General features: G+C 63.1%; 17 protein-coding genes and 2 tRNA genes. 13 read left to right on the top strand and 6 right to left on the bottom strand.

Features of this window, described 5'->3' with window-relative positions:
• Positions 1 to 112 precede the first annotated feature (112 nt).
• On the bottom strand, positions 113 to 1,186 hold the full coding sequence (queG, locus tag C7389_RS13355; protein ID WP_133592194.1) for a tRNA epoxyqueuosine(34) reductase QueG: 1,074 nt from the start codon (positions 1,184 to 1,186) through the stop codon (positions 113 to 115).
• 9 nt (positions 1,187 to 1,195) lie between these two features.
• On the opposite strand from queG, the gene tsaE reads away from it, so the two are divergent.
• From tsaE to ispH, 7 genes are read left to right on the top strand one after another with little or no spacing between them, the layout of a single operon-like run.
• Positions 1,196 to 1,729 (top strand): tRNA (adenosine(37)-N6)-threonylcarbamoyltransferase complex ATPase subunit type 1 TsaE, encoded by a 534-nt coding sequence (tsaE, locus tag C7389_RS13350; protein ID WP_133592192.1) that lies wholly within the window; start codon positions 1,196 to 1,198, stop codon positions 1,727 to 1,729.
• Positions 1,669 to 3,009, top strand: coding sequence for an N-acetylmuramoyl-L-alanine amidase (locus C7389_RS13345; RefSeq protein WP_133592190.1), 1,341 nt, complete (start codon positions 1,669 to 1,671; stop codon positions 3,007 to 3,009). Before tsaE ends, C7389_RS13345 begins: the two co-directional genes overlap by 61 nt.
• Before the next feature lie 47 nt (positions 3,010 to 3,056).
• A complete protein-coding gene (locus C7389_RS13340) occupies positions 3,057 to 3,992 on the top strand; it encodes a bifunctional riboflavin kinase/FAD synthetase (protein ID WP_133592188.1) in 936 nt (311 codons plus the stop codon).
• A 21-nt stretch (positions 3,993 to 4,013) separates the two neighbouring features.
• Positions 4,014 to 6,815 (top strand): isoleucine--tRNA ligase, encoded by a 2,802-nt coding sequence (gene ileS, locus C7389_RS13335; RefSeq protein ID WP_133592186.1) that lies wholly within the window; start codon positions 4,014 to 4,016, stop codon positions 6,813 to 6,815.
• The gene (lspA, locus tag C7389_RS13330; RefSeq protein WP_246034752.1) at positions 6,802 to 7,326 is read left to right on the top strand and encodes a signal peptidase II; all 525 of its coding nucleotides are present in this window, start codon (positions 6,802 to 6,804) and stop codon (positions 7,324 to 7,326) included. The genes ileS and lspA overlap by 14 nt, the downstream gene beginning before the upstream one ends.
• A complete protein-coding gene (locus C7389_RS13325) occupies positions 7,323 to 7,751 on the top strand; it encodes an FKBP-type peptidyl-prolyl cis-trans isomerase (RefSeq protein WP_133592180.1) in 429 nt (142 codons plus the stop codon). The genes lspA and C7389_RS13325 overlap by 4 nt, the downstream gene beginning before the upstream one ends.
• Before the next feature lie 33 nt (positions 7,752 to 7,784).
• Positions 7,785 to 8,723, top strand: coding sequence for a 4-hydroxy-3-methylbut-2-enyl diphosphate reductase (gene ispH, locus C7389_RS13320; RefSeq protein ID WP_133592178.1), 939 nt, complete (start codon positions 7,785 to 7,787; stop codon positions 8,721 to 8,723).
• 108 nt (positions 8,724 to 8,831) lie between these two features.
• Here ispH and C7389_RS13315 read toward each other — a convergent pair whose 3' ends face one another.
• A complete protein-coding gene (locus tag C7389_RS13315) occupies positions 8,832 to 9,941 on the bottom strand; it encodes an aromatic ring-hydroxylating oxygenase subunit alpha (protein ID WP_133592176.1) in 1,110 nt (369 codons plus the stop codon).
• 128 nt (positions 9,942 to 10,069) lie between these two features.
• Here C7389_RS13315 and C7389_RS13310 point away from each other — a divergent pair, with 128 nt between their 5' ends.
• From C7389_RS13310 to folE2, 4 genes are all read left to right on the top strand, one after another.
• Positions 10,070 to 10,312: an exodeoxyribonuclease VII small subunit gene (locus C7389_RS13310; RefSeq protein WP_133592173.1), complete on the top strand. Its 243-nt coding sequence runs from the start codon at positions 10,070 to 10,072 to the stop codon at positions 10,310 to 10,312.
• Complete coding sequence (locus C7389_RS13305) at positions 10,309 to 11,205, top strand: polyprenyl synthetase family protein (RefSeq protein WP_211168358.1); 897 nt, start codon at positions 10,309 to 10,311, stop codon at positions 11,203 to 11,205. The genes C7389_RS13310 and C7389_RS13305 overlap by 4 nt, the downstream gene beginning before the upstream one ends.
• A gap of 35 nt (positions 11,206 to 11,240) precedes the next feature.
• Positions 11,241 to 13,100, top strand: coding sequence for a 1-deoxy-D-xylulose-5-phosphate synthase (dxs, locus tag C7389_RS13300; RefSeq protein ID WP_133592171.1), 1,860 nt, complete (start codon positions 11,241 to 11,243; stop codon positions 13,098 to 13,100).
• A 73-nt stretch (positions 13,101 to 13,173) separates the two neighbouring features.
• Entirely contained in the window at positions 13,174 to 13,983 is an 810-nt protein-coding gene (gene folE2 / locus C7389_RS13295) for a GTP cyclohydrolase FolE2 (RefSeq protein ID WP_133592169.1), read from the top strand.
• Between the two features lie 197 nt (positions 13,984 to 14,180).
• Here folE2 and C7389_RS13290 read toward each other — a convergent pair.
• Positions 14,181 to 14,257: transfer RNA gene (locus C7389_RS13290), tRNA-Arg, on the bottom strand.
• Between the two features lie 57 nt (positions 14,258 to 14,314).
• Positions 14,315 to 14,407 (bottom strand) — tRNA-Ser (locus C7389_RS13285).
• A gap of 173 nt (positions 14,408 to 14,580) precedes the next feature.
• Here C7389_RS13285 and mltF point away from each other — a divergent pair.
• Positions 14,581 to 15,966 (top strand): membrane-bound lytic murein transglycosylase MltF, encoded by a 1,386-nt coding sequence (gene mltF, locus C7389_RS13280; RefSeq protein WP_162851733.1) that lies wholly within the window; start codon positions 14,581 to 14,583, stop codon positions 15,964 to 15,966.
• Between the two features lie 23 nt (positions 15,967 to 15,989).
• Here the strand turns inward: mltF and serS are convergent, their stop codons facing one another.
• Positions 15,990 to 17,282: a serine--tRNA ligase gene (gene serS / locus C7389_RS13275; RefSeq protein WP_133592165.1), complete on the bottom strand. Its 1,293-nt coding sequence runs from the start codon at positions 17,280 to 17,282 to the stop codon at positions 15,990 to 15,992.
• 259 nt (positions 17,283 to 17,541) lie between these two features.
• On the opposite strand from serS, the gene C7389_RS13270 reads away from it, so the two are divergent.
• The gene (locus C7389_RS13270; protein WP_133592162.1) at positions 17,542 to 17,805 is read left to right on the top strand and encodes a hypothetical protein; all 264 of its coding nucleotides are present in this window, start codon (positions 17,542 to 17,544) and stop codon (positions 17,803 to 17,805) included.
• Positions 17,806 to 17,830: 25 nt separating this feature from the next.
• On the opposite strand, the gene C7389_RS13265 is transcribed toward C7389_RS13270, so the two are convergent.
• Positions 17,831 to 19,153 (bottom strand): replication-associated recombination protein A, encoded by a 1,323-nt coding sequence (locus C7389_RS13265; protein ID WP_133592160.1) that lies wholly within the window; start codon positions 19,151 to 19,153, stop codon positions 17,831 to 17,833.
• Position 19,154: the final 1 nt, after the last annotated feature.

The raw sequence follows: 19,154 nt of genomic DNA, 5'->3' as shown, positions 1-19,154 counted from the left end.
AGAACGCCTTGCTTCTCAAGCCTTTCAGCTCCGCCGCGTTCCGCTGCAGCGCTGAAGAGGTGCGCATTATAGACACCACACAAATACCGTCAACCCTCAAAACCAAAAAATTTCACTCCGCCTCAATGAGGCGCGCCAAGGCCCATTCCACATGCTCTCGAACCAACTGCGATGCATGGTTAGCGCGAGCTTGCAGCGCGGCGATCACCTCGGGTGAGGCCTGGGCATTGCCCAGTGCGACCGCAATATTCCTCAGCCAGGCGATATAGCCAATTCGTCGAATGGGACTGCCGGCCATCCTTTCGTTGAAATCCGCTTCAGACCACATGAACAGTTCACAGAGCTCAACTCCGTCCAGACCATGCCTGGGTAAAAAATCCGGCACTTCCGTCGACTTAGCAAAACGATTCCACGGACAGACCAGCTGACAGTCGTCGCATCCATATATGCGATTGCCTATCAATGGCCTCAGCGGCTCCGGAATCGCTCCCTTTAACTCTATCGTCAAATAGGAGATACAGCGTCGGGCATCGAGACGATACGGTCCGACGATCGCCCCTGTCGGACAGGCTTCGATGCAGGCGCTACAGCTTCCACAATGAGGCGAGACCTCAGATGTCAGCGGCAGGGGAAGATCGGTGAATATCTCCCCTAAGAAGAAATAGGAGCCAACGGAGCGATCCAGCAGCAGCGTGTGCTTACCTCTCCATCCGAGACCACCCTTGGCGGCAAGCGCCACCTCCATGACCGGAGCTGAATCGGTGAACACTCGGTAGCCGTGAGGCGCGCGCTCATGGATACGCTCCGCCAGAACCTGCAAGCGGGCGCGGAGCACCTTGTGATAATCCCGCCCCAACGCATAGCGAGATATATAGGCGAGCTTCGCATCCGCCAGCACCTCACCCGGCTCCCGCCCCCCCGGCCAATAGTTGAGCCGGGCAGTGATGACGCGTACCGCGCCCGGCACCAATTCCGCAGGACGCGCCCGCATCAGGCCATGGCGGGCCATATAATCCATCTCCCCATGGAAGCCGGCAGCGAGCCATCGCAGCAGGCCATCCTCCTGATCGGCGAGATCAACGCCCGCTACGGCAATGGATTCAAAGCCCAGTTCGGCACCCCAGCCCTGGATCTTCTTATATAGATCCGCCAGGTGGCCGCTGTCGGCAGCTACATCCTTCTCCACGAGGTTTTCATGCTCAGCACCATTCACCCCAGTGATGATAGCGGCGGCGCTTCAGTAACGCTCACCCTTCAAGACGAGCCGGATACCCTCGCGCTGGGCGAAATCATAGGCCGCAGCCTCGAGCCGGGACTGCAACTCTGGTTGCAAGGCAACCTGGGAGCGGGAAAGACCACGTTGACGCGCGGCATGCTCCGGGGCCTTGGCCATACGCAAAAAGTCAAGAGCCCCACCTATACCTTGATTGAACCTTACCTAGTTTCTAGATTAGACTTTTATCACTTTGATTTTTATCGCTTCGATTCGCCGGACGAATACCTGGATGCAGGCCTTGACGAATACTTCACCGGACAAGGCGTTTGTGTGGTCGAGTGGCCGGACAAAGCCAGCCCTCACCTGCCGCAGCCAGATGTCGAGATCCATCTATCCCTCGTCGGAGAGGGACGACAAGCAACCGTCACAGCCAAGACCGCAACGGGGCAAGCATGCCTGAACCGACTGGTGGAGCAATTGAATACGCGGGGCAGCGCCACCCGACCGGCCTGAGCCGACGCGACCTCCTCAAGCTGGCGGGCGCGTCGCTGGCGCTCCTGGTCAGTCCGAGCGGCTACGCGGCCGCCAACCTCCTCGCCGTCCGCGTCTGGCCGGCAGAGGAATACACCCGCATCACCCTGGAAGGCAGCACCGAGCTCAAGTTCACCCATCTCCTGGTCAAGGATCCCGAGCGTCTGGTTGTTGATCTGGAGGGAGTGGAACTGAACAGTGTTCTCCAGTCACTGCCTTCCAAGGTTCTGGAGTCCGATCCTTATATCCGGCTCATCCGTGCTGGCCAGAACCGGCCAGGGGTGGTCCGCATCGTCGTCGAGTTGAAGGCAGGCATCAATCCGCAGGTGTTCACGCTCAAGCCGGTGGGGGACTATGGACACCGCCTGGTGCTGGACCTGTATCCGACCGAACCAGCCGACCCGCTCCTGGCACTCATCCGGAGCCCTTCCCCGATGGATGCGGCCGCGGGTGATGCGTCGGGCTCTGCCCAGCCGTCGGCTGCCATGCCGCCGGCACCCGAACCAGCCCCATCCCGCCCCGTTCGCAATGCGCCGAAAGTCGAGAGGTTGTTCACCGTCGCCCTGGATCCGGGACATGGCGGCGAAGACCCCGGCGCAATCGGCAGCCGCGGCAGCCACGAGAAGCAGGTGACGCTGAACATTGCCCGTCGCCTCAAGCGCAAGATCGACGCAATTCCGAACATGCGCGCAGTACTGACCCGGGATGGCGATTATTTCGTGCCGCTCTACCAGCGGGTCGACAAGGCGCGCCGAGTGCAAGCCGACCTATTCGTCTCCATCCACGCGGATGCCTTCGTGCGCCCTGAGGCGCGGGGAAGCTCGGTGTTTGTGCTATCCGAACGCGGTGCGACCAGCTCTGCAGCTCGTTGGCTGGCGCAGAAGGAGAACGACGCCGACCTCATCGGTGGCGTGAATCTGGCCAAGCAGGACGGACACCTCGCCCGCACCCTGCTGGACCTCTCCCAGACGGCTACGATCAACGACAGCCTCAAGCTCGGAAAGGCTGTTCTTTCGGAACTGGGCGACATCAACACCCTGCACAAGGCCCAGGTTGAACAGGCGGGATTCGCGGTACTGAAAGCGCCGGATATTCCTTCCATCCTGGTCGAGACCGCCTTCATCAGCAATCCAGAGGAAGAGCGCCGCCTCAACGACGACGCCTACCAGGATAAGATGGCCGAGGCCATCCTCCGCGGCATTCGCCGGTATGCGAGCGACAATCCGCCTGCATCCCGCACTCGTGTCGCCCAGTTGGACTGAACCGCCCTCCGCCTTTCTCGCTATAATTACTGCTTTTTTGGGCAGTTATGCAGGTCTTTCGCGGGATTCCCGAGCAGGCTGACCAGCCCTCGGTGCTCACCATCGGCAACTTCGACGGAGTTCACCGAGGCCACCAGGCCCTGCTCTCGCTGCTCACCGAAAAGGCCCGCGCACTCGGGCTGCCGGCGGCGGTGCTCACTTTCGAGCCGCATCCGCGGGAATATTTTTCGGCTGCGGAGGCTCCCGCCCGCCTCTCCTCCCTGCGTGAGAAACTCATCCTGCTCGCCGCGAGCGGCGTGGAGCGCGCCTACGTCTGCCGCTTCAACGCAGACTTTGCGGCGCTATCCGCAGAGAATTTCATCGACGGCATTCTCGTCCGCGGACTCGCGGTTCGCCATTTATATATTGGTGACGACTTCCGCTTCGGCGCCCGCCGCCGCGGCGACTTCGCCATGCTGCAGAGCGTTGGGCGGGTGAATGGTTTTGGCGTCGAATCCATGGCGACGCTCGACGTCGCCGGGGAACGGGTTTCCAGCTCCGCGGTGCGCGCGGCCTTGGCGAAAGGCGAACTCGCCCACGCAGCGGAACTGCTGGGTCGCCCCTACAGCATCGCCGGCCGGGTTGCCCACGGAGATAAGTTGGGCCGCCAGTTGGGCTATCCCACCGCGAACATCCAGCTGAAGCATCGCCGCCCTGCCTTGTCGGGCGTTTTCGCCGTCAGCGTCGAAGGCCTGCTTGCCGCTCGTACCGTTCAGGGTGTCGCCAATATTGGTACCCGACCAACGGTGGATGGAAGCGGCCGGCCGCGGCTGGAAGTTCACCTGTTCGATTGGCAACAGGAATGCTACGGCGCCCATCTGCGGGTGCATTTCCTGCACAAACTCCGCCAGGAACAGCGTTTCGAATCCTTCGACGCCCTGACCGCCCAGATCCGTCGCGACGCCGACGATGCACGGGCTTGGCACGCCGCCCATACGAATTAGTCCGGAATTGAAGAAGACATCATGGCCGATTACCGCAAGACCCTGAACCTGCCCGACACGCCCTTCCCGATGCGCGGCGACCTGCCGAAGCGGGAGCCGGGCTGGATTGCCCAATGGCAGCAGAAGCAGCTCTACAAGAAGATCCGCACCGCCTCCGCCGGGCGTCCCAAGTTCGTGCTGCACGATGGACCGCCCTACGCTAACGGCAACCTGCACCTCGGTCATGCGCTGAACAAGATCCTCAAGGACATCATCGTCCGCTCCAAGACGCTGGCCGGTTTCGACGCGCCTTACGTGCCGGGCTGGGACTGCCACGGCCTGCCCATCGAGCACAAGGTGGAAGTCACCCACGGCAAGAACCTGCCGGCGGACAAGGTCCGTGAGCTGTGCCGCGCCTATGCAGCCGAGCAGGTGGACATCCAGAAGAAGGAGTTCATCCGGCTGGGCGTGCTGGGCGACTGGGACAATCCCTATCTGACGATGAACTTCGCCAACGAGGCGAACGAAATCCGTGGCCTCGCCGAGATGGTCAAGGCCGGCTATGTGTTCAAGGGCCTGAAGCCGGTGAACTGGTGTTTCGACTGCGGCTCCGCCTTGGCGGAAGCCGAGGTCGAATACGCGGACAAGTCCTCTCCGGCAGTGGACGTCGGCTTCGCCTGCGCCGAGCCCCAGCGCCTTGCCGATGCCTTCGGCCTCGCGCCGCTCGCCAAGCCCGCCCTGGCCGTCATCTGGACGACCACGCCCTGGACCATCCCGGCCAACCAGGCGCTGAACATGCATCCGGAGATCGACTATGCGCTGGTCGACGTCGGCGAGCGCTACCTCATCCTGGCGCAGGACCTGGTTTCCTCCTGCTTGCAGCGCTACGGCCTGGACGGGCGCATCGTTGCGACCGCCAAGGGCGCAGCGCTGGACCGCCTCTCCTTCCGACACCCGTTCTACGACCGCCAGTCGCCAGTCTTCCTTGGCGACTACGTCACCCTGGACGCAGGCACCGGCATCGTGCATAGCGCCCCAGCCTACGGCCTGGAAGACTTCCAGTCCTGCCGCGCCAACGGCATGAGCAGCGATGACATCCTCACCCCGGTGATGAGCGATGGCCGCTATGCCCCCGACCTGCCCTTCTTTGGTGGCCTGAACATCTGGAAGGCCAATCCGGCTGTGATCGAGAAGCTGCGAGAAGTCGGCAGCCTGCTCGCCGACGCCAAGATCAACCACAGCTACATGCACTGCTGGCGCCACAAGACGCCGCTGATCTACCGCGCCACCGCGCAGTGGTTCGTCGGCATGGACAAGCAGGTCGCGGACGGCTCCACGCTGCGCGAGCGGGCGCTGCGCGGCGTCGAGGCAACGCGCTTCTTCCCCGCCTGGGGCCAGTCGCGACTGCACGCCATGATCGCTAACCGGCCCGACTGGTGCATCTCGCGCCAGCGCAACTGGGGCGTACCCATCCCCTTCTTCCTGCACAAGGAGACCGGCGAGTTGCATCCGCGCACCGCGGAGTTGATGGAGCAGGTCGCCCTGCGAGTGGAAAAGGAAGGCATCGAAGCCTGGTTCAAGCTGGACGCCAAGGAACTGCTAGGCGACGAGGCCGCCGACTACGACAAGATCAGCGACACCCTGGACGTATGGTTCGACTCCGGCACCACCCACTGGCACGTGCTGCGCGGCTCGCATCCAGACGGCCATGTACAAGGCCCCCGCGCCGATCTTTACCTGGAGGGCTCGGACCAGCACCGCGGCTGGTTCCACTCCTCCCTACTCACCGGCTGCGCCATCGACGGCCACCCGCCCTACCAGGCGCTGCTCACCCACGGCTTCACGGTGGACCAGCAGGGCCGCAAGATGTCCAAGTCGCTGGGCAACACCATCCTGCCGCAGGAGGTGTCCGAGAAGATGGGCGCCGAGATCCTGCGCCTGTGGGTAGCCTCCACCGACTATTCCGGCGAGCTCTCCATCAGCAAGGAGATCCTGGACCGGGTGGTCGAGGTCTATCGCCGCGTGCGCAACACCCTGCGCTTCCTGCTCGCCAACACCGCCGACTTCGACATTGCCAAGGATGCGATCGCGGTCGAGGAGTGGCTGGACATCGACCGCTACGCCCTCGCCCTCACCCGCAAGATGGCGACGCAGGCCGAGGCCGACTACGCTCGCTTCGAGTTCCACCGCATCGTGCAGGCGCTGCAGGTGTTCTGCGCCGAAGACCTGGGCGCCTTCTACCTCGACATCCTGAAGGACCGTCTCTACACCACCAAGGCGGACTCCAAGGCGCGCCGCGCCGCGCAGACCGCGCTGTGGCACATCACCCAGACGCTGCTGAAGCTGATGGCGCCCATCCTCTCCTTCACCGCAGAAGAGGCCTGGGCCATCCTCAATCCGGAGGCGAAGGACGACAGCGTGATGCTGCACACCTTCCACGCGCTGCCGGCGCAGGAAGCCGAGGCCGGACTGTCGGCGCGCTGGGAGCTGATCCGCGCCGTCCGCGCCGACGGGCTGAAGGAAATCGAGGCCTTGCGCACCGCCGGGCGGGTCGGCTCTTCCCTGCAAGCCGAGCTGGAACTGAAGCTGGCTGCCGACAAATTCGCCGCGCTGGCCAGCCTGGAAAGCGATCTGCGCTTCGTCACCATGACCTCCACCGCGGTGCTGAGCCAGGTGGCCAGCGCCGACGAAGAGCGTATCGTCGCCACCCCGAGCGCCAGAACCAAGTGCGAGCGCTGCTGGCATTACACCGACGATGTCGGCTCCCACGCCGATCACCCGACGCTGTGCGCCCGCTGCCACAGCAATCTGTTCGGCGAAGGCGAGCAGCGTGGCCACGCCTGAGGCCCGCCCTTTGCGGGAACTCGCGCCCTGGCTGATCGCGGCAGTTGTCGTCGCCGCGCTGGATCAGCTGACCAAGCAGCTGGTGCTGGCGAACCTGGACTACGGTCAGGCCATCCCGGTCACCGGCTTCTTCGACCTGGTGCTGGTCTACAATCCCGGGGCCGCCTTCAGCTTCCTGGCGGAGCATTCCGGCTGGCAGCGCTGGTTCTTCACTGTGCTGGCGGTAATGATCTGCGGCTGGCTGCTGCGGCTGATGTACCAACATCGCGCCGAGAAGCTGCTGCCGCTGGCCTTCGCGATGATCATCGGCGGCGCAGTCGGCAATGTCATCGACCGGCTGATCCACAGCGCGGTGGTCGACTTCCTCTACTTCCACGTCGGCCGCTACGGCTGGCCGGCCTTCAACCTCGCCGATTCGGCGATCACCATCGGCGTCGTCCTAATGCTGTGGGGCCAGTTCCGCCACGACCGGCGCAAGGCCCCCGACCCGACCGCGGAGAACCCCTCGTGAGCAACACCGTCGAAGCCAACAGCCTGGTCACCCTGCACTACCGCATCGCACTACCGAACGGTCAGCCGCTGATCAGCACCTTCGAAGCCACGCCCGCCACCCTGCAACTCGGCGCCAGCGAAATGCTGCCCGCGATGGAGCAGCTCATCATTGGCCTGGGAGTCGGCAGCCGGCAGGTTTTCGAGTTGGAGCCCGAGCAAGGCTTCGGCCCGCACCGCGCGGAGCTGGTCGAGCGAGTGAAGCGGGAGCACATGCCGGACGAGGCCATCGAGCCGATGAGCATCATGGAATTCACCGCCCCCGACGGCTCGCGCTATTCAGGCCTGGTCCGCGAGATCGACGAGCAGTCTGCGCTGATCGACTTCAACCATCCGCTCGCCGGCAAAGCCATCCGCTTCGAGGTGGAAGTGATCGGCATCCTGTAAGCCCACCGGCTACAGGGCAACAGAGAGAGCAGCATGACGGAAAACGAAATCCTCCTGGCCACGCCGCGCGGCTTCTGCGCCGGCGTGGAGCGCGCGATCGAGATCGTGGAGCGGGCGCTGACCCGCTTCGGCGCGCCCATCTATGTGCGCCACGAGGTGGTGCACAACAAATTCGTGGTCGACGACCTGCGCGCCAAAGGTGCCATCTTCGTCGAGGAACTGGACGAGGTGCCGGCCGGCAACACGGTCATCTTCAGTGCCCACGGCGTGTCGCTGGCGGTGCGCGAAGAGGCGGAGCACCGCGGCCTGCGAGTGTTCGATGCGACCTGTCCGCTGGTCACCAAGGTGCACATCGAAGTCGGCCGCATGCGAGAACAAGGCCGCGAGCTGATCATGATCGGCCACAAGGGGCATCCGGAGGTGGAAGGCACCATGGGGCAGGTAAAGGATGGCGTACATCTGGTCGAGTCGCCCGCCGACGTCGCCGGGCTTCAGGTGGCTGATCCGGACAAGCTGGCCTACGTCACCCAGACCACGCTGTCGGTGGATGATGCGGCAACCATCGTCACCGCGCTACGCGAACGCTTCCCCAACATCATCGGCCCGAAGAAGGACGACATCTGCTACGCCACCCAGAACCGGCAGGATGCGGTGAAGTTCATGACGCCGCATGTGGACGTGGTGTTCGTGGTGGGCTCGCGCAACAGTTCCAACTCGAACCGCCTGCGTGAAGTGGCTGAACTGCGCGGCGTGCCGGCCTATCTGGTTGACAACGCAGAAGGCATCGATCCGGCCTGGGTGAGCAGCAAGCGCCGCATCGGCGTCACCGCCGGCGCCAGCGCGCCGGAGATCCTGGTGGAGCAGGTGATAGAGCGGCTGAAGGTGCTGGGCGGCGGCAGCGTGCGCCCGCTGGATGGCGTGCCGGAAAAGGTCACCTTCCCCCTGCCGAAAGAACTGCAGACACCGCGCTGAACCAGCCTCCTCCAGCGCCACCAAATAAAAACGCCGACTGTCTGCACAGTCGGCGTTTTTTCATTTCAGCACAGCCCAGTCAGCAGAAACTTGCCGGGCGGCAGCATCTCAAGCGCCACCCAGACCTGGCGCCATCAGTCGGCGGTAGAACTCATGGAAATGCTGCATGCCGTCCTCGAAGGGAGACTGGTAAGGCCCCACCTCACTGCGACCTTCCTTCATCAGCGCCAGCCGGCCGCGGTCCATGCGCTCGGCGATGTCGTCGTCCTCGATCGCGGTTTCCATGTAGGCGGCCTGTTCCGCCTCCACGAACTCGCGCTCGAACTCGACGATATCCTCCGGATAGTAGAACTCGACCACGTTGGTGGTCTTGTTCACATCGGTCGGGATCAGCGTGCTGACCACCAGCACATGGGGATACCACTCCACCATGATGTTCGGGTAGTAAGTCAGCCAGATCGCGCCATGCTGAGGCCGCTTCTCGCCGTAATACTCCTGCACCGCCTTGTGCCACTTGCCGTAGGTGGCCGAGCCCGGCTTGGCCAGCGAGGTGATGCCGACGCGCTGCACCGAGTACCAGTCGCCGAACTGCCAGGTCAGGTCATCGCAGGTAACGAAGTTACCGAGACCCGGGTGGTAAGGCACAACGTGGTAATCCTCCAGATACACCTCGATGAAGGTCTTCCAGTTGTAGTTGCACTCGTGGATCTCGACGCGGTCCAGTTTGTAGCCGGAGAAATCCAGTTCCTGCGCCACCTGCATGCCTGCCAGGTCGTCATTCGCCGAACGCGGCCCTTTGAATAGCAGACCATGCCAGTTCTCCAGCTTGTCCCGCTTCAGGTTCAGGCAGGGATTCGCCGGGAAATGCGGGGCGCCGATCAAGCTGCCCTGGTTGTCGTAGGTCCAGCGGTGAATCGGGCAAACCACATGCTCGGTGCTGCCACTGCCTTGCAGCATGATGGCCTGGCGGTGGCGGCAGATGTTCGACAGCTGATGCACGCCATCGCCGGTGTGGAAGAGCAGCTTCGAATGGTCCAGCCATTCCAGGGAGCGGTAGTTTCCGACTTCAGGCACCATCAGCTCATGGCCGACGTACCCCGGACCGGCATCGAAGAGAAGTTTCTTCTCCAATTCGAAAACCTTTTCGTCGAAGTACCAGGACACCGGCAACTGGGAAACAGCCGGGGCCAATTGAGCCGTGGAAGCGATATCGGACATCCCCGAACCTCCTATGCGGGACCAGAAATCCGGAAAAATAAACGGGTTAGTTTAAGCCAGACGCCGTTTGACCGCCAGACGTACGATCGGTTATTTTCCCGTTTTTCCCCGCTTGCCTTATAGATCCAATGCCCAAGCCGGCGTCATCGCCCTCGTCGTTCGAAGCCGCCGTCTCCGAACTGGAAACCATCGTGCAGGAAATGGAGTCCGGCAATCTCCCGCTCGAACAAGCACTGGAGTGTTACCAGAAGGGCGTGGGGCTGCTGAAGTACTGCCAGGAGACGCTGAACAAGGCGGAACAACGCATCCGCCAACTGGAAGGCGAGAAGCTGGTGGACTTCACCCAGAGCGGCACTCAGGGAGATGCATGAACATGAGCAACTTCCAGACGTGGATGCAGTCGGTTCAGCACCAGATGGAAACCGCATTGGCTGACGTCCTGCCGGACGCTGCACTCGCCCCTGCCCGCCTTCATGCCGCGATGCGCTATGCGGTGCTCGGCGGCGGCAAGCGAGTGCGTCCCCTGCTGGTACACGCCGCAGGCGAGCTGGCAGGCGCCTCCCGGCAACGGCTGGACCGCATCGGCTGCGCAGTGGAGTTGATCCACGCCTATTCGCTGGTCCACGACGATTTGCCCTGTATGGACGACGACGTCCTGCGCCGGGGCAAGCCCACAGTGCATGTCGAGTACGATGAAGCCACCGCGCTGCTGGTCGGCGACGCACTGCAAACACTGGCCTTCCAGGTGCTCGCCGACACCCCGCTCGCGGACAGCCCCGGCACCCAGCTCGGCATGCTGACGCTGCTGGCCCAGGCCTCGGGCTCGCGCGGCATGGCCGGTGGCCAGGCGATCGACCTCGCGGCGGTCGGCCAGCAACTGAGCCGGGAAGAGCTAGAGTTCATGCACATCCACAAGACAGGCGCGCTGATCCGCGCCTCGGTGCTGCTCGGCGCCCAGGCCGGCGAACCTCTGCCCGCGGGCGAGCTCGAGCGCCTGGACCACTACGCCAAGCTCGTCGGCCTGCTCTTCCAGGTGGTGGACGACATCCTCGACACCGAGGCCGACACTGCCACGCTGGGCAAAACCGCCGGCAAGGATGCGGACAACGACAAGCCCACCTACGTGAGCCTGCTCGGCCTCGGCGAAGCCAAACAACTGGCCGAAGACATGCTCGCCGAAGCCCGCGAAACACTGGCACCCATGGGCGATCGCAGCGCGCGCCTCGAAGCGCTTGCCGACTACATCGTGCACCGCGCCTTCTGAACTCGAACATCACCCCATCTCTGCCGGACCGCTCAATGCCCTATCCGAACCTGGACCGCATCGCTTCTCCCGCCGATCTGCGCGCCCTGGAGCGGCGCGAGCTCGGTTCCATTGCCGAGGAATTACGCGCTTTCCTGATCGAGTCCGTCTCCAAGACCGGCGGCCACCTGTCGTCCAACCTGGGCACGGTGGAGCTCACTATCGCGCTGCATTACGTCTTTGACACTCCAGCCGACCGTATCGTCTGGGACGTCGGCCACCAGACCTACGGCCACAAAATCCTCACCGGCCGCCGCGAAGCCATGAGCGGGCTGCGCCACTGGGGCGGCATCTCCGGCTTCCCGCGCCGCTGCGAGAGCGAATACGACACCTTCGGCACCGCGCACTCCTCTACTTCCATCTCGGCCGCGCTAGGCATGGCCGTGGCGGCGCGGGATCGCGGCGATGACACTCACGCCATCGCCGTCATCGGTGACGGCGCCATGTCGGCCGGCATGGCTTTCGAGGCGCTCAACAACGCCGGCGACATGGAGGGGATCAACCTGCTCGTGATCCTCAACGACAACGAAATGTCGATCTCCCCGCCGGTCGGCGCACTGACCAAGATCCTCGCCCGTCTGATGTCCGGCTCTACCTACAACGCCGCCCGCCGCGTGGGCGAGCGGGTGCTGGGCGTGGCGCCGCCGGTGGCCGATTTCGCGCGCAAGGTCGAGGAACACGTGAAGGGCATGATCACACCCGGCACCCTGTTCGAGGAATTCGGCTTCCGCTACTACGGCCCCATCGACGGCCACGATCTCGACACCCTGATCCCGACGCTGCAGAACCTCAAGAAGCTGAAGGGCCCGCAGTTCCTGCACGTAATCACCCGCAAGGGCCAGGGCTACAAGCTCGCCGAGGCCGACCCCATCCTGTACCACGGCGTCTCCAAGTTCGACCACACAGCCGGCATCCAGCCGGCCAAGGGCAGCGGCAAGCTTACCTACACCCAGGTGTTCGGAGACTGGCTGTGCGACATGGCGGCGCGCGACCCCAACGTCGTCGCCATCACCCCGGCGATGCGGGAAGGCTCCGGCCTGGTGCGCTTCGCCCAGGAATACCCGGACCGCTACTACGACGTGGGCATCGCCGAGCAGCACGCCCTCACCTTCGCAGCCGGCCTGGCCTGCGAAGGCCTCAAGCCGGTAGTGGCGATCTACTCCACTTTCCTGCAACGTGCCTACGACCAACTGATCCACGACATCGCCCTGCAGAACCTGCCGGTGGTGCTGGCGATAGACCGCGGCGGCCTGGTCGGGGCCGACGGCGCTACCCACCACGGCGCTTTCGACCTCTCCTATCTGGCCTGTCTGCCCAACCTCGTCATCATGGCGCCTGCCGACGAGAATGAATGCCGGCAGATGCTCTATACCGCTGTTCGCCATGACGGCCCCACCGCAGTCCGTTACCCACGCGGCAGCGGTTCCGGCGTCGTTCCCGAACGGGAGATGACAGCGCTCCCCATCGGCAAAGGCGAGGTCCGCCGCAAGGGCAGCAAGATCGCGCTGCTGGCCTTCGGCTCCATGCTGGGGGTTGCGCTGGAAGTCGGTGAAGCGTTGGATGCCACCGTCGCCAACATGCGCTTCATCAAGCCGCTGGACGAGGCCCTGATCGCCCAACTCGCGAGCCAGCATGAGTTGCTGGTCACGCTGGAGGAAAATGCTGTCATCGGCGGCGCTGGCTCCGAGGTTTCCCGGGTGCTTGACGCCTTGCCCCGACGCCCGCGACTCCTGCGCCTGGGCTTGCCGGATCGCTTCATCGACCACGGAGATCAGGCCCAGTTGCTCGCTTCCGTCGGCCTGAATACGGCGGGCGTCCTCAGTGCGATTGAGTCTGCCTATCCGAGCAATAGTTGAGTGGTTTTGTCGGGAATGCTAGCATCCCGCCCACTATCGGTGCCTTCAGCCGAATACAACAGAGAACAGCCCCATGAATGCCCCACACGCGGCCCATGCCATCCCAGACGTCCAGAATCTGGCCGACAGCCGGCAGATCGCCATCAACAAAGTCGGTATCAAGTCCATTCGCCACCCTGTCAAGGTGAAGGACAAGAACGGCGGCGTGCAGCACACCGTCGCCGTCTTCAACATGTACGTCGGCCTGCCCCACAACTTTAAGGGCACCCACATGTCGCGCTTCGTCGAGATCCTGAACGGCGATGAACGCGAGATCTCGGTCGAGTCCTTCGAGCCGATGCTGCGCGAGATGGTGAAGCGCCTCGAAGCCGAAACCGGGCATGTGGAGATGACCTTCCCGTATTTCATCAACAAGGCTGCGCCGGTGTCCGGCGTACAGAGCCTGATGGACTATGAAGTCACCTTCACCGGCGAAATCCACGAAGGCGGCCGCTACGAGTTCAAGATGAAGGTCGTGGTCCCGGTCACCAGCCTGTGCCCCTGCTCCAAGAAGATCTCCGCCTACGGGGCCCACAATCAGCGCTCCCACGTCACCGTAACGGCGACGCTCAACGATCACCTCTGGATCGAAGAAATGGTCCAGTTGGTTGAAAGCCAAGCTTCGTGCGAACTCTATGGCCTGCTGAAGCGCCCCGACGAGAAGTACGTCACCGAGCGTGCTTACGACAATCCGAAATTTGTCGAGGACATGGTGCGTGACGTGGCCGGCCTGGTTCACGCTGAAACCCGCATCGATGCCTATGCGGTGGAATCGGAGAACTTCGAATCCATCCACAACCATTCAGCTTATGCGTTGATCGAGCGGGACAAGCGGCAAAGCTGATTGCACCCGCGCAAATATGCGAAAAGCGGTGAGCCTTAAAGGCCACCGCTTTTTGTTTTCCCGCCCCAAGCGCAGCAGTTTCACTGAAGACTGGCCACCAGTGATGGCTGAGGCCTCCGTGAGATAGGATTCGATTCAGGCTTTCCGAGCAGAAAACGAAAAACCCAGATGATTGCTCATCTGGGTTCTGAATTTTTTGGCGCGCCCGGAAGGATTCGAACCTCCGACCCCCTGGTTCGTAGCCAGGTACTCTATCCAACTGAGCTACGGGCGCTCCGTGCTGCAGAGAGGAAAAATTATAGCAGCTTTTTTTCCCTCGTCAAATTCTTTTTGGCGGAGAGGGTGGGATTCGAACCCACGTGCCAAGTTTCCTTGACCATCCGATTTCGAGTCGGCGCCGTTATGACCGCTTCGGTACCTCTCCGCGCTCCCTTGCAAGCCAGCGGCCGCAAAGGAGCGCGCATTATACGCACAAGCGCCCCGCTCCGCACCACCTCTTTTTCGCCTGCGGCCGGCAGGCTCCAGGCAACGTGGGGCAATTGCCCTTCCCGCCGCCATCACGCAGAATCCGCCAGCCTCGAACTCGCACCTTCCACCTTGCGCATCCTCGTTCTGGCGGTTCTCGCCTTCATCCTGTCCGGGTGCTCGCCCAACAAGCCCCCTCGCATCGCGGATTTCCGCAGCTTGGGCGAACTGCGCGTTGCTACCCGACTGGATGCGATCTCCTATCGCATGGATGAGGATGGGCGCCCCTCCGGGTTCGAGCACGATCTGCTCGAACGCCTGGGGGCAGACCTGGGCGTCCCGGTGCGTTTTGTCGTCTATCCCGATGCCACGCGGGCCCTGGATGCCGTACTCAATGGTGAAGCGCACCTGGCCGCGGCAGGTTTGGGCCTGAACGATCGCTTCCCCCTGAAATGGTCGGCCCCTCTGAGGGAGGTCGATTACGTACTGGTAAGTCGCAGCGATGCCCCTGAAGTCGACAAGGAAGGCGAATTGGCTGGGCGGGCCATTACCGTGCGCCGAGGTGCCTTGTCCGCGGACACGGTGGAACAGATCCAGAAACGGGTGCCCAACCTGACCATGCACCTGCAAGCCAAGGTCGATGATCAGACGCTGCTCGCCCAATTGGCCGAGGGCAAACACGACCTGGTGGCGACAGACAGGGTCCATTTCGCACTGGCCGCCCAGCTCTACCCTGCCCTCACAGTGGCCTACGATCTGCCGCTGAAAAGCTACATTGCTTGGGCCCTGCCGCTGGAACCCAACGACCCGCTGGCCAGTGAGGTCCAGATTTTTCTGGACGAAGCGCGCGAGAGCGCCCTCCTCTCGCGCATCGCCGACCGCTACTTCGGCCACGTCCGCCGTCTGGACGAAGCCGACATCAGCACCTTCTTCAGCCGCATCCAGGAGCGGCTGCCGGCGCTGCGGCCTCATTTCCATGATGCACAGGCAAGAACCGGCATCGACTGGCGCTACCTCGCCGCGCTGGCCTATCAGGAGTCGCACTGGGACCCCTATGCCATTTCGCCCACCGGAGTGCGGGGTTTGATGATGCTGACGGCAGACACGGCGGATCGGCTGGGGGTGAGCGACCGGCTGGACGCCCGCCAGAGCATCTTGGGCGGAGCTCGCTACTTCTCCATGCTCAAGGAACAGTTGCCGGACGAAATCGAAGATCCGGACAGGCAATGGCTGGCGACAGCCGCCTATAACCTGGGTATGGGGCACTTGAACGGCGCACGCGCGATTGCACGTGGCATGGGGAGGGATAACGCCTCGTGGTGGGACATGAAGGCGGTGCTGCCGCTGCTGTCACGCCCTCAATACGCAGCCCGCCTCAAGGCCGGAGCGGCCCGCGGCGGCGAGGCAGTGATCATGACGGAGAACATCCGCAATTTCTACGACATCCTGGTACGGCTGGAGCCGGCTTACGAACCAGCCCTGACGCCGCCCAAGCTACGGCTGAGCCAACGCCCCTAAGCGCCGGCCCCTGCCGCTTGGCCTCAACGTTGAGGCTCGAGCACTTCCAGGCCGCCCATATATGGCCGCAGCGCCTTGGGCACGGCAATCGAACCGTCGGCGCGCTGGTAGTTCTCCAGCACTGCGACCAGCGTACGGCCAACCGCCAGGCCCGATCCATTCAGCGTATGCACCAGCTCGTTCTTGCCCTGTGCGTTCTTGAAGCGCGCTTGCATCCGCCGCGCCTGGAAAGCCTCGCAGTTCGAGCAGCTGGAAATCTCGCGGTAGGTGCCCTGCGCCGGCAGCCAGACCTCAAGGTCGTACGTCTTGGCGGCGGAGAAACCCATATCGCCAGTACACAGGGAGACGACGCGATAAGGTAGTTCCAGCCGCTGCAGTACCGCTTCGGCGTGGCCGACCATTTCCTCCAACGCCTCGTAACTGCGCTCGGGATGGACGATCTGCACCATCTCGACCTTGTCGAACTGGTGCTGACGGATCATCCCGCGGGTGTCGCGGCCGGCGCTGCCCGCTTCCGAGCGGAAACAAGGACTGTGGGCGGTCAGCTTGACGGGCAGGGCCTCGGCGGCAAGCACCTGCTCGCGCACGCTGTTCGTCAGCGAAATCTCCGAAGTCGAGATCAGGTACTGCTCCCGCACCTCCTCGTCGCCGCCCCGCAGCACCCAGAACATGTCCTCCTTGAACTTCGGCAGTTGCCCGGTGCCTTCCAACACCTCGCGGTTCACGATGTAGGGGGTGTAGCACTCGGTGTAGCCATGTTCGCCGGTCTGAAGGTCAAGCATGAACTGAGCAAGCGCACGATGCAGGCGCGCAACCGGCCCGCGCATGAAGGTGAAGCGTGCGCCGGAGAGCTTGGCACCGGTTTCGAAATCCAGCCCCAGCGGACCACCCAGGTCCACGTGGTCCCGCACCTCAAAGTCATACACGCCAGGCGTACCCCAGCGCCGCACTTCCACATTGCCGCTTTCGTCTTCACCCAGCGGCACACTCTCGTGCGGCAGGTTGGGCAGGCCGGCGGAAAAGGCGTTGATCTTCTCCAGCAGCACGGGCAGCGCTTGCTCGCAAGCCTTCAACTCGTCACTCAGCTTGCCGACCTCGGCCATCACTGCGCTGGCATCCTCCCCCTTGGACTTCAGCATGCCGATCTGCTTGGACAGGCTGTTGCGCTGCGATTGCAGTTCCTGGGTACGGGTCTGCAGGCGCTTGCGCTCGTCCTCCAGCGCAGTGAAGGCCTGAACGTCCAGCGCGAAGCCGCGTGTGGCCAGACGGGCGGCGACCGTATCCAGTTGGCCGCGGAGAAGTTGGATATCGAGCATTAGTATTTCCTGAAACGTTTTTCAATCAGTGTCTTGGCAGGGAAAGCTGAAGCGTTTCCTGGGCTAACCGCCGCAAGCGCTGGAGGGAAAACTCAAAAACCGCTCCGGCGCCCTTTTTCCGCAGCGCAAAAATAATCAATCTTATCAAATGCTTATTGATCAATTTCCGGCGCTTTTTCTTGCTATTCCTCTCAAACGAAGTACCCTTCAGAGGGGACCACCAAGCCTCGCAGAAGGCAATTCGTAGGAGGAGTAGAGCATGCTATCTATTCGAGACTGCCTAGACTACTGCGACCTCACTGAGGATGAAGTGTCGCTGATCGCCGAACACACGGGCATTCCCGACGTAACCGCCGCCCAGATGGCTTGCGGCCTGGTGCAGACACGCGAGGGCGTTCTGCTGTTGACCAACTACATGCTGGATCTCGTCGAGCAAGCCACCGAGCGGGGTGAATTCGAAAAGGCCGAGCATGCGAAGCTGCTGTGCGCACGATTCATGGCGGATCATCCGCTGACCCACTGAGTGAGTCCCGATCCCGGCGCGCCGTTCAGCGCACGCCGGGATCTTCACCCGCCTCCTCATCCAGCTTCCTGAGACGGGCGAGTTTCTCCGCAATCTGCTGTTCCAGCCCACGCGGCACCGGCTGATACCATCCTGGAGGCGCCATGCCGTCCGGCAGGTAGCTCTCGCCTGCGGCATAGGCATCCGGCTCGTCGTGCGCATAACGATAGGCTTTGCCATAGCCGAGGTTCTTCAGCAGCTTGGTCGGTGCATTGCGCAGGTGCAGCGGAACCGGCCGCGAGCCATCCTTGGAAACGAACTGGCGAGCGGCGTTATAGGCCTTGTATACCGCGTTCGACTTGGCTGCGCATGCGAGGAAGATCGTCGCCTGCGCCAGTGCCAGTTCCCCTTCGGGCGAGCCCAGGCGCTCATAGGTGGAGCAGGCATTGAGGGTGATCTCAAGCGCGCGCGGATCAGCCAGCCCAATGTCTTCCACCGCCATACGCACCAGGCGTCGGCCGAGGTAGAGCGCATCCGCGCCGCCATCCAGCATACGGCACAGCCAGTACAAGGCGGCGTCCGGGTTTGAACCGCGCACCGATTTGTGCAGGGCGGAGATCTGGTCGTAGAAGGCTTCGCCCCCCTTGTCGAAGCGGCGCAGATTGCGCGATAGCGCCTCGTCGACGAAAGCCGCCGTTACCGGCGCCACTTTGGCAGTGTCCGCAGCCACTTGAACCTGCTCGATCAGGTTCATCAACCGCCGCGCATCGCCATCGGCAAAACCGATGAGCCGGTCGCGCGCATCCTCGTCGAAGCCCAGGCCGGGGCAGGCAACGGCACGAGCGCGTTCGAACAGCGCCGCCATCGCCTGTTCGCCCAGCGGCTCCAGTACGTAAACCGATGCGCGCGACAGCAATGCCGAATTCACTTCGAAGGACGGATTTTCGGTGGTCGCGCCGATGAAGGTCACCAGCCCCTGCTCGACGAAGGGCAGGAAAGCATCCTGCTGCGCCTTGTTGAATCGGTGAACTTCATCCACGAACAGGATGGTGTGGCGGCCGCGCGACTTGGCCGCCTGCGCCTGCTGGATGGCCTCCCGGATTTCCTTGACGCCGGAAAACACCGCGGAGAGCGCGACGAACTCGGCATCGAAACCTTGCGCCATGAGGCGCGCCAGCGTGGTCTTGCCGACCCCTGGCGGCCCCCACAGGATCATCGAATGCGGCTTGCCGGATTCGAAGGCCAGCCGTAGCGGCTTGCCCGGCCCCAACAGGTGCGCCTGTCCGGCCACCTCGTCCAGGCTCTGAGGCCGCATGCGTTCGGCCAGCGGGATGCGCGGCGGCTCCAGCGCTTCGAACAGGTCAGCCACC

The sequence above is a fragment of the Azoarcus indigens genome, from assembly GCF_004361735.1.
GTDB lineage: Bacteria > Pseudomonadota > Gammaproteobacteria > Burkholderiales > Rhodocyclaceae > Azoarcus > Azoarcus indigens.
This window is presented reverse-complemented; position numbering and strand designations above follow the sequence as displayed.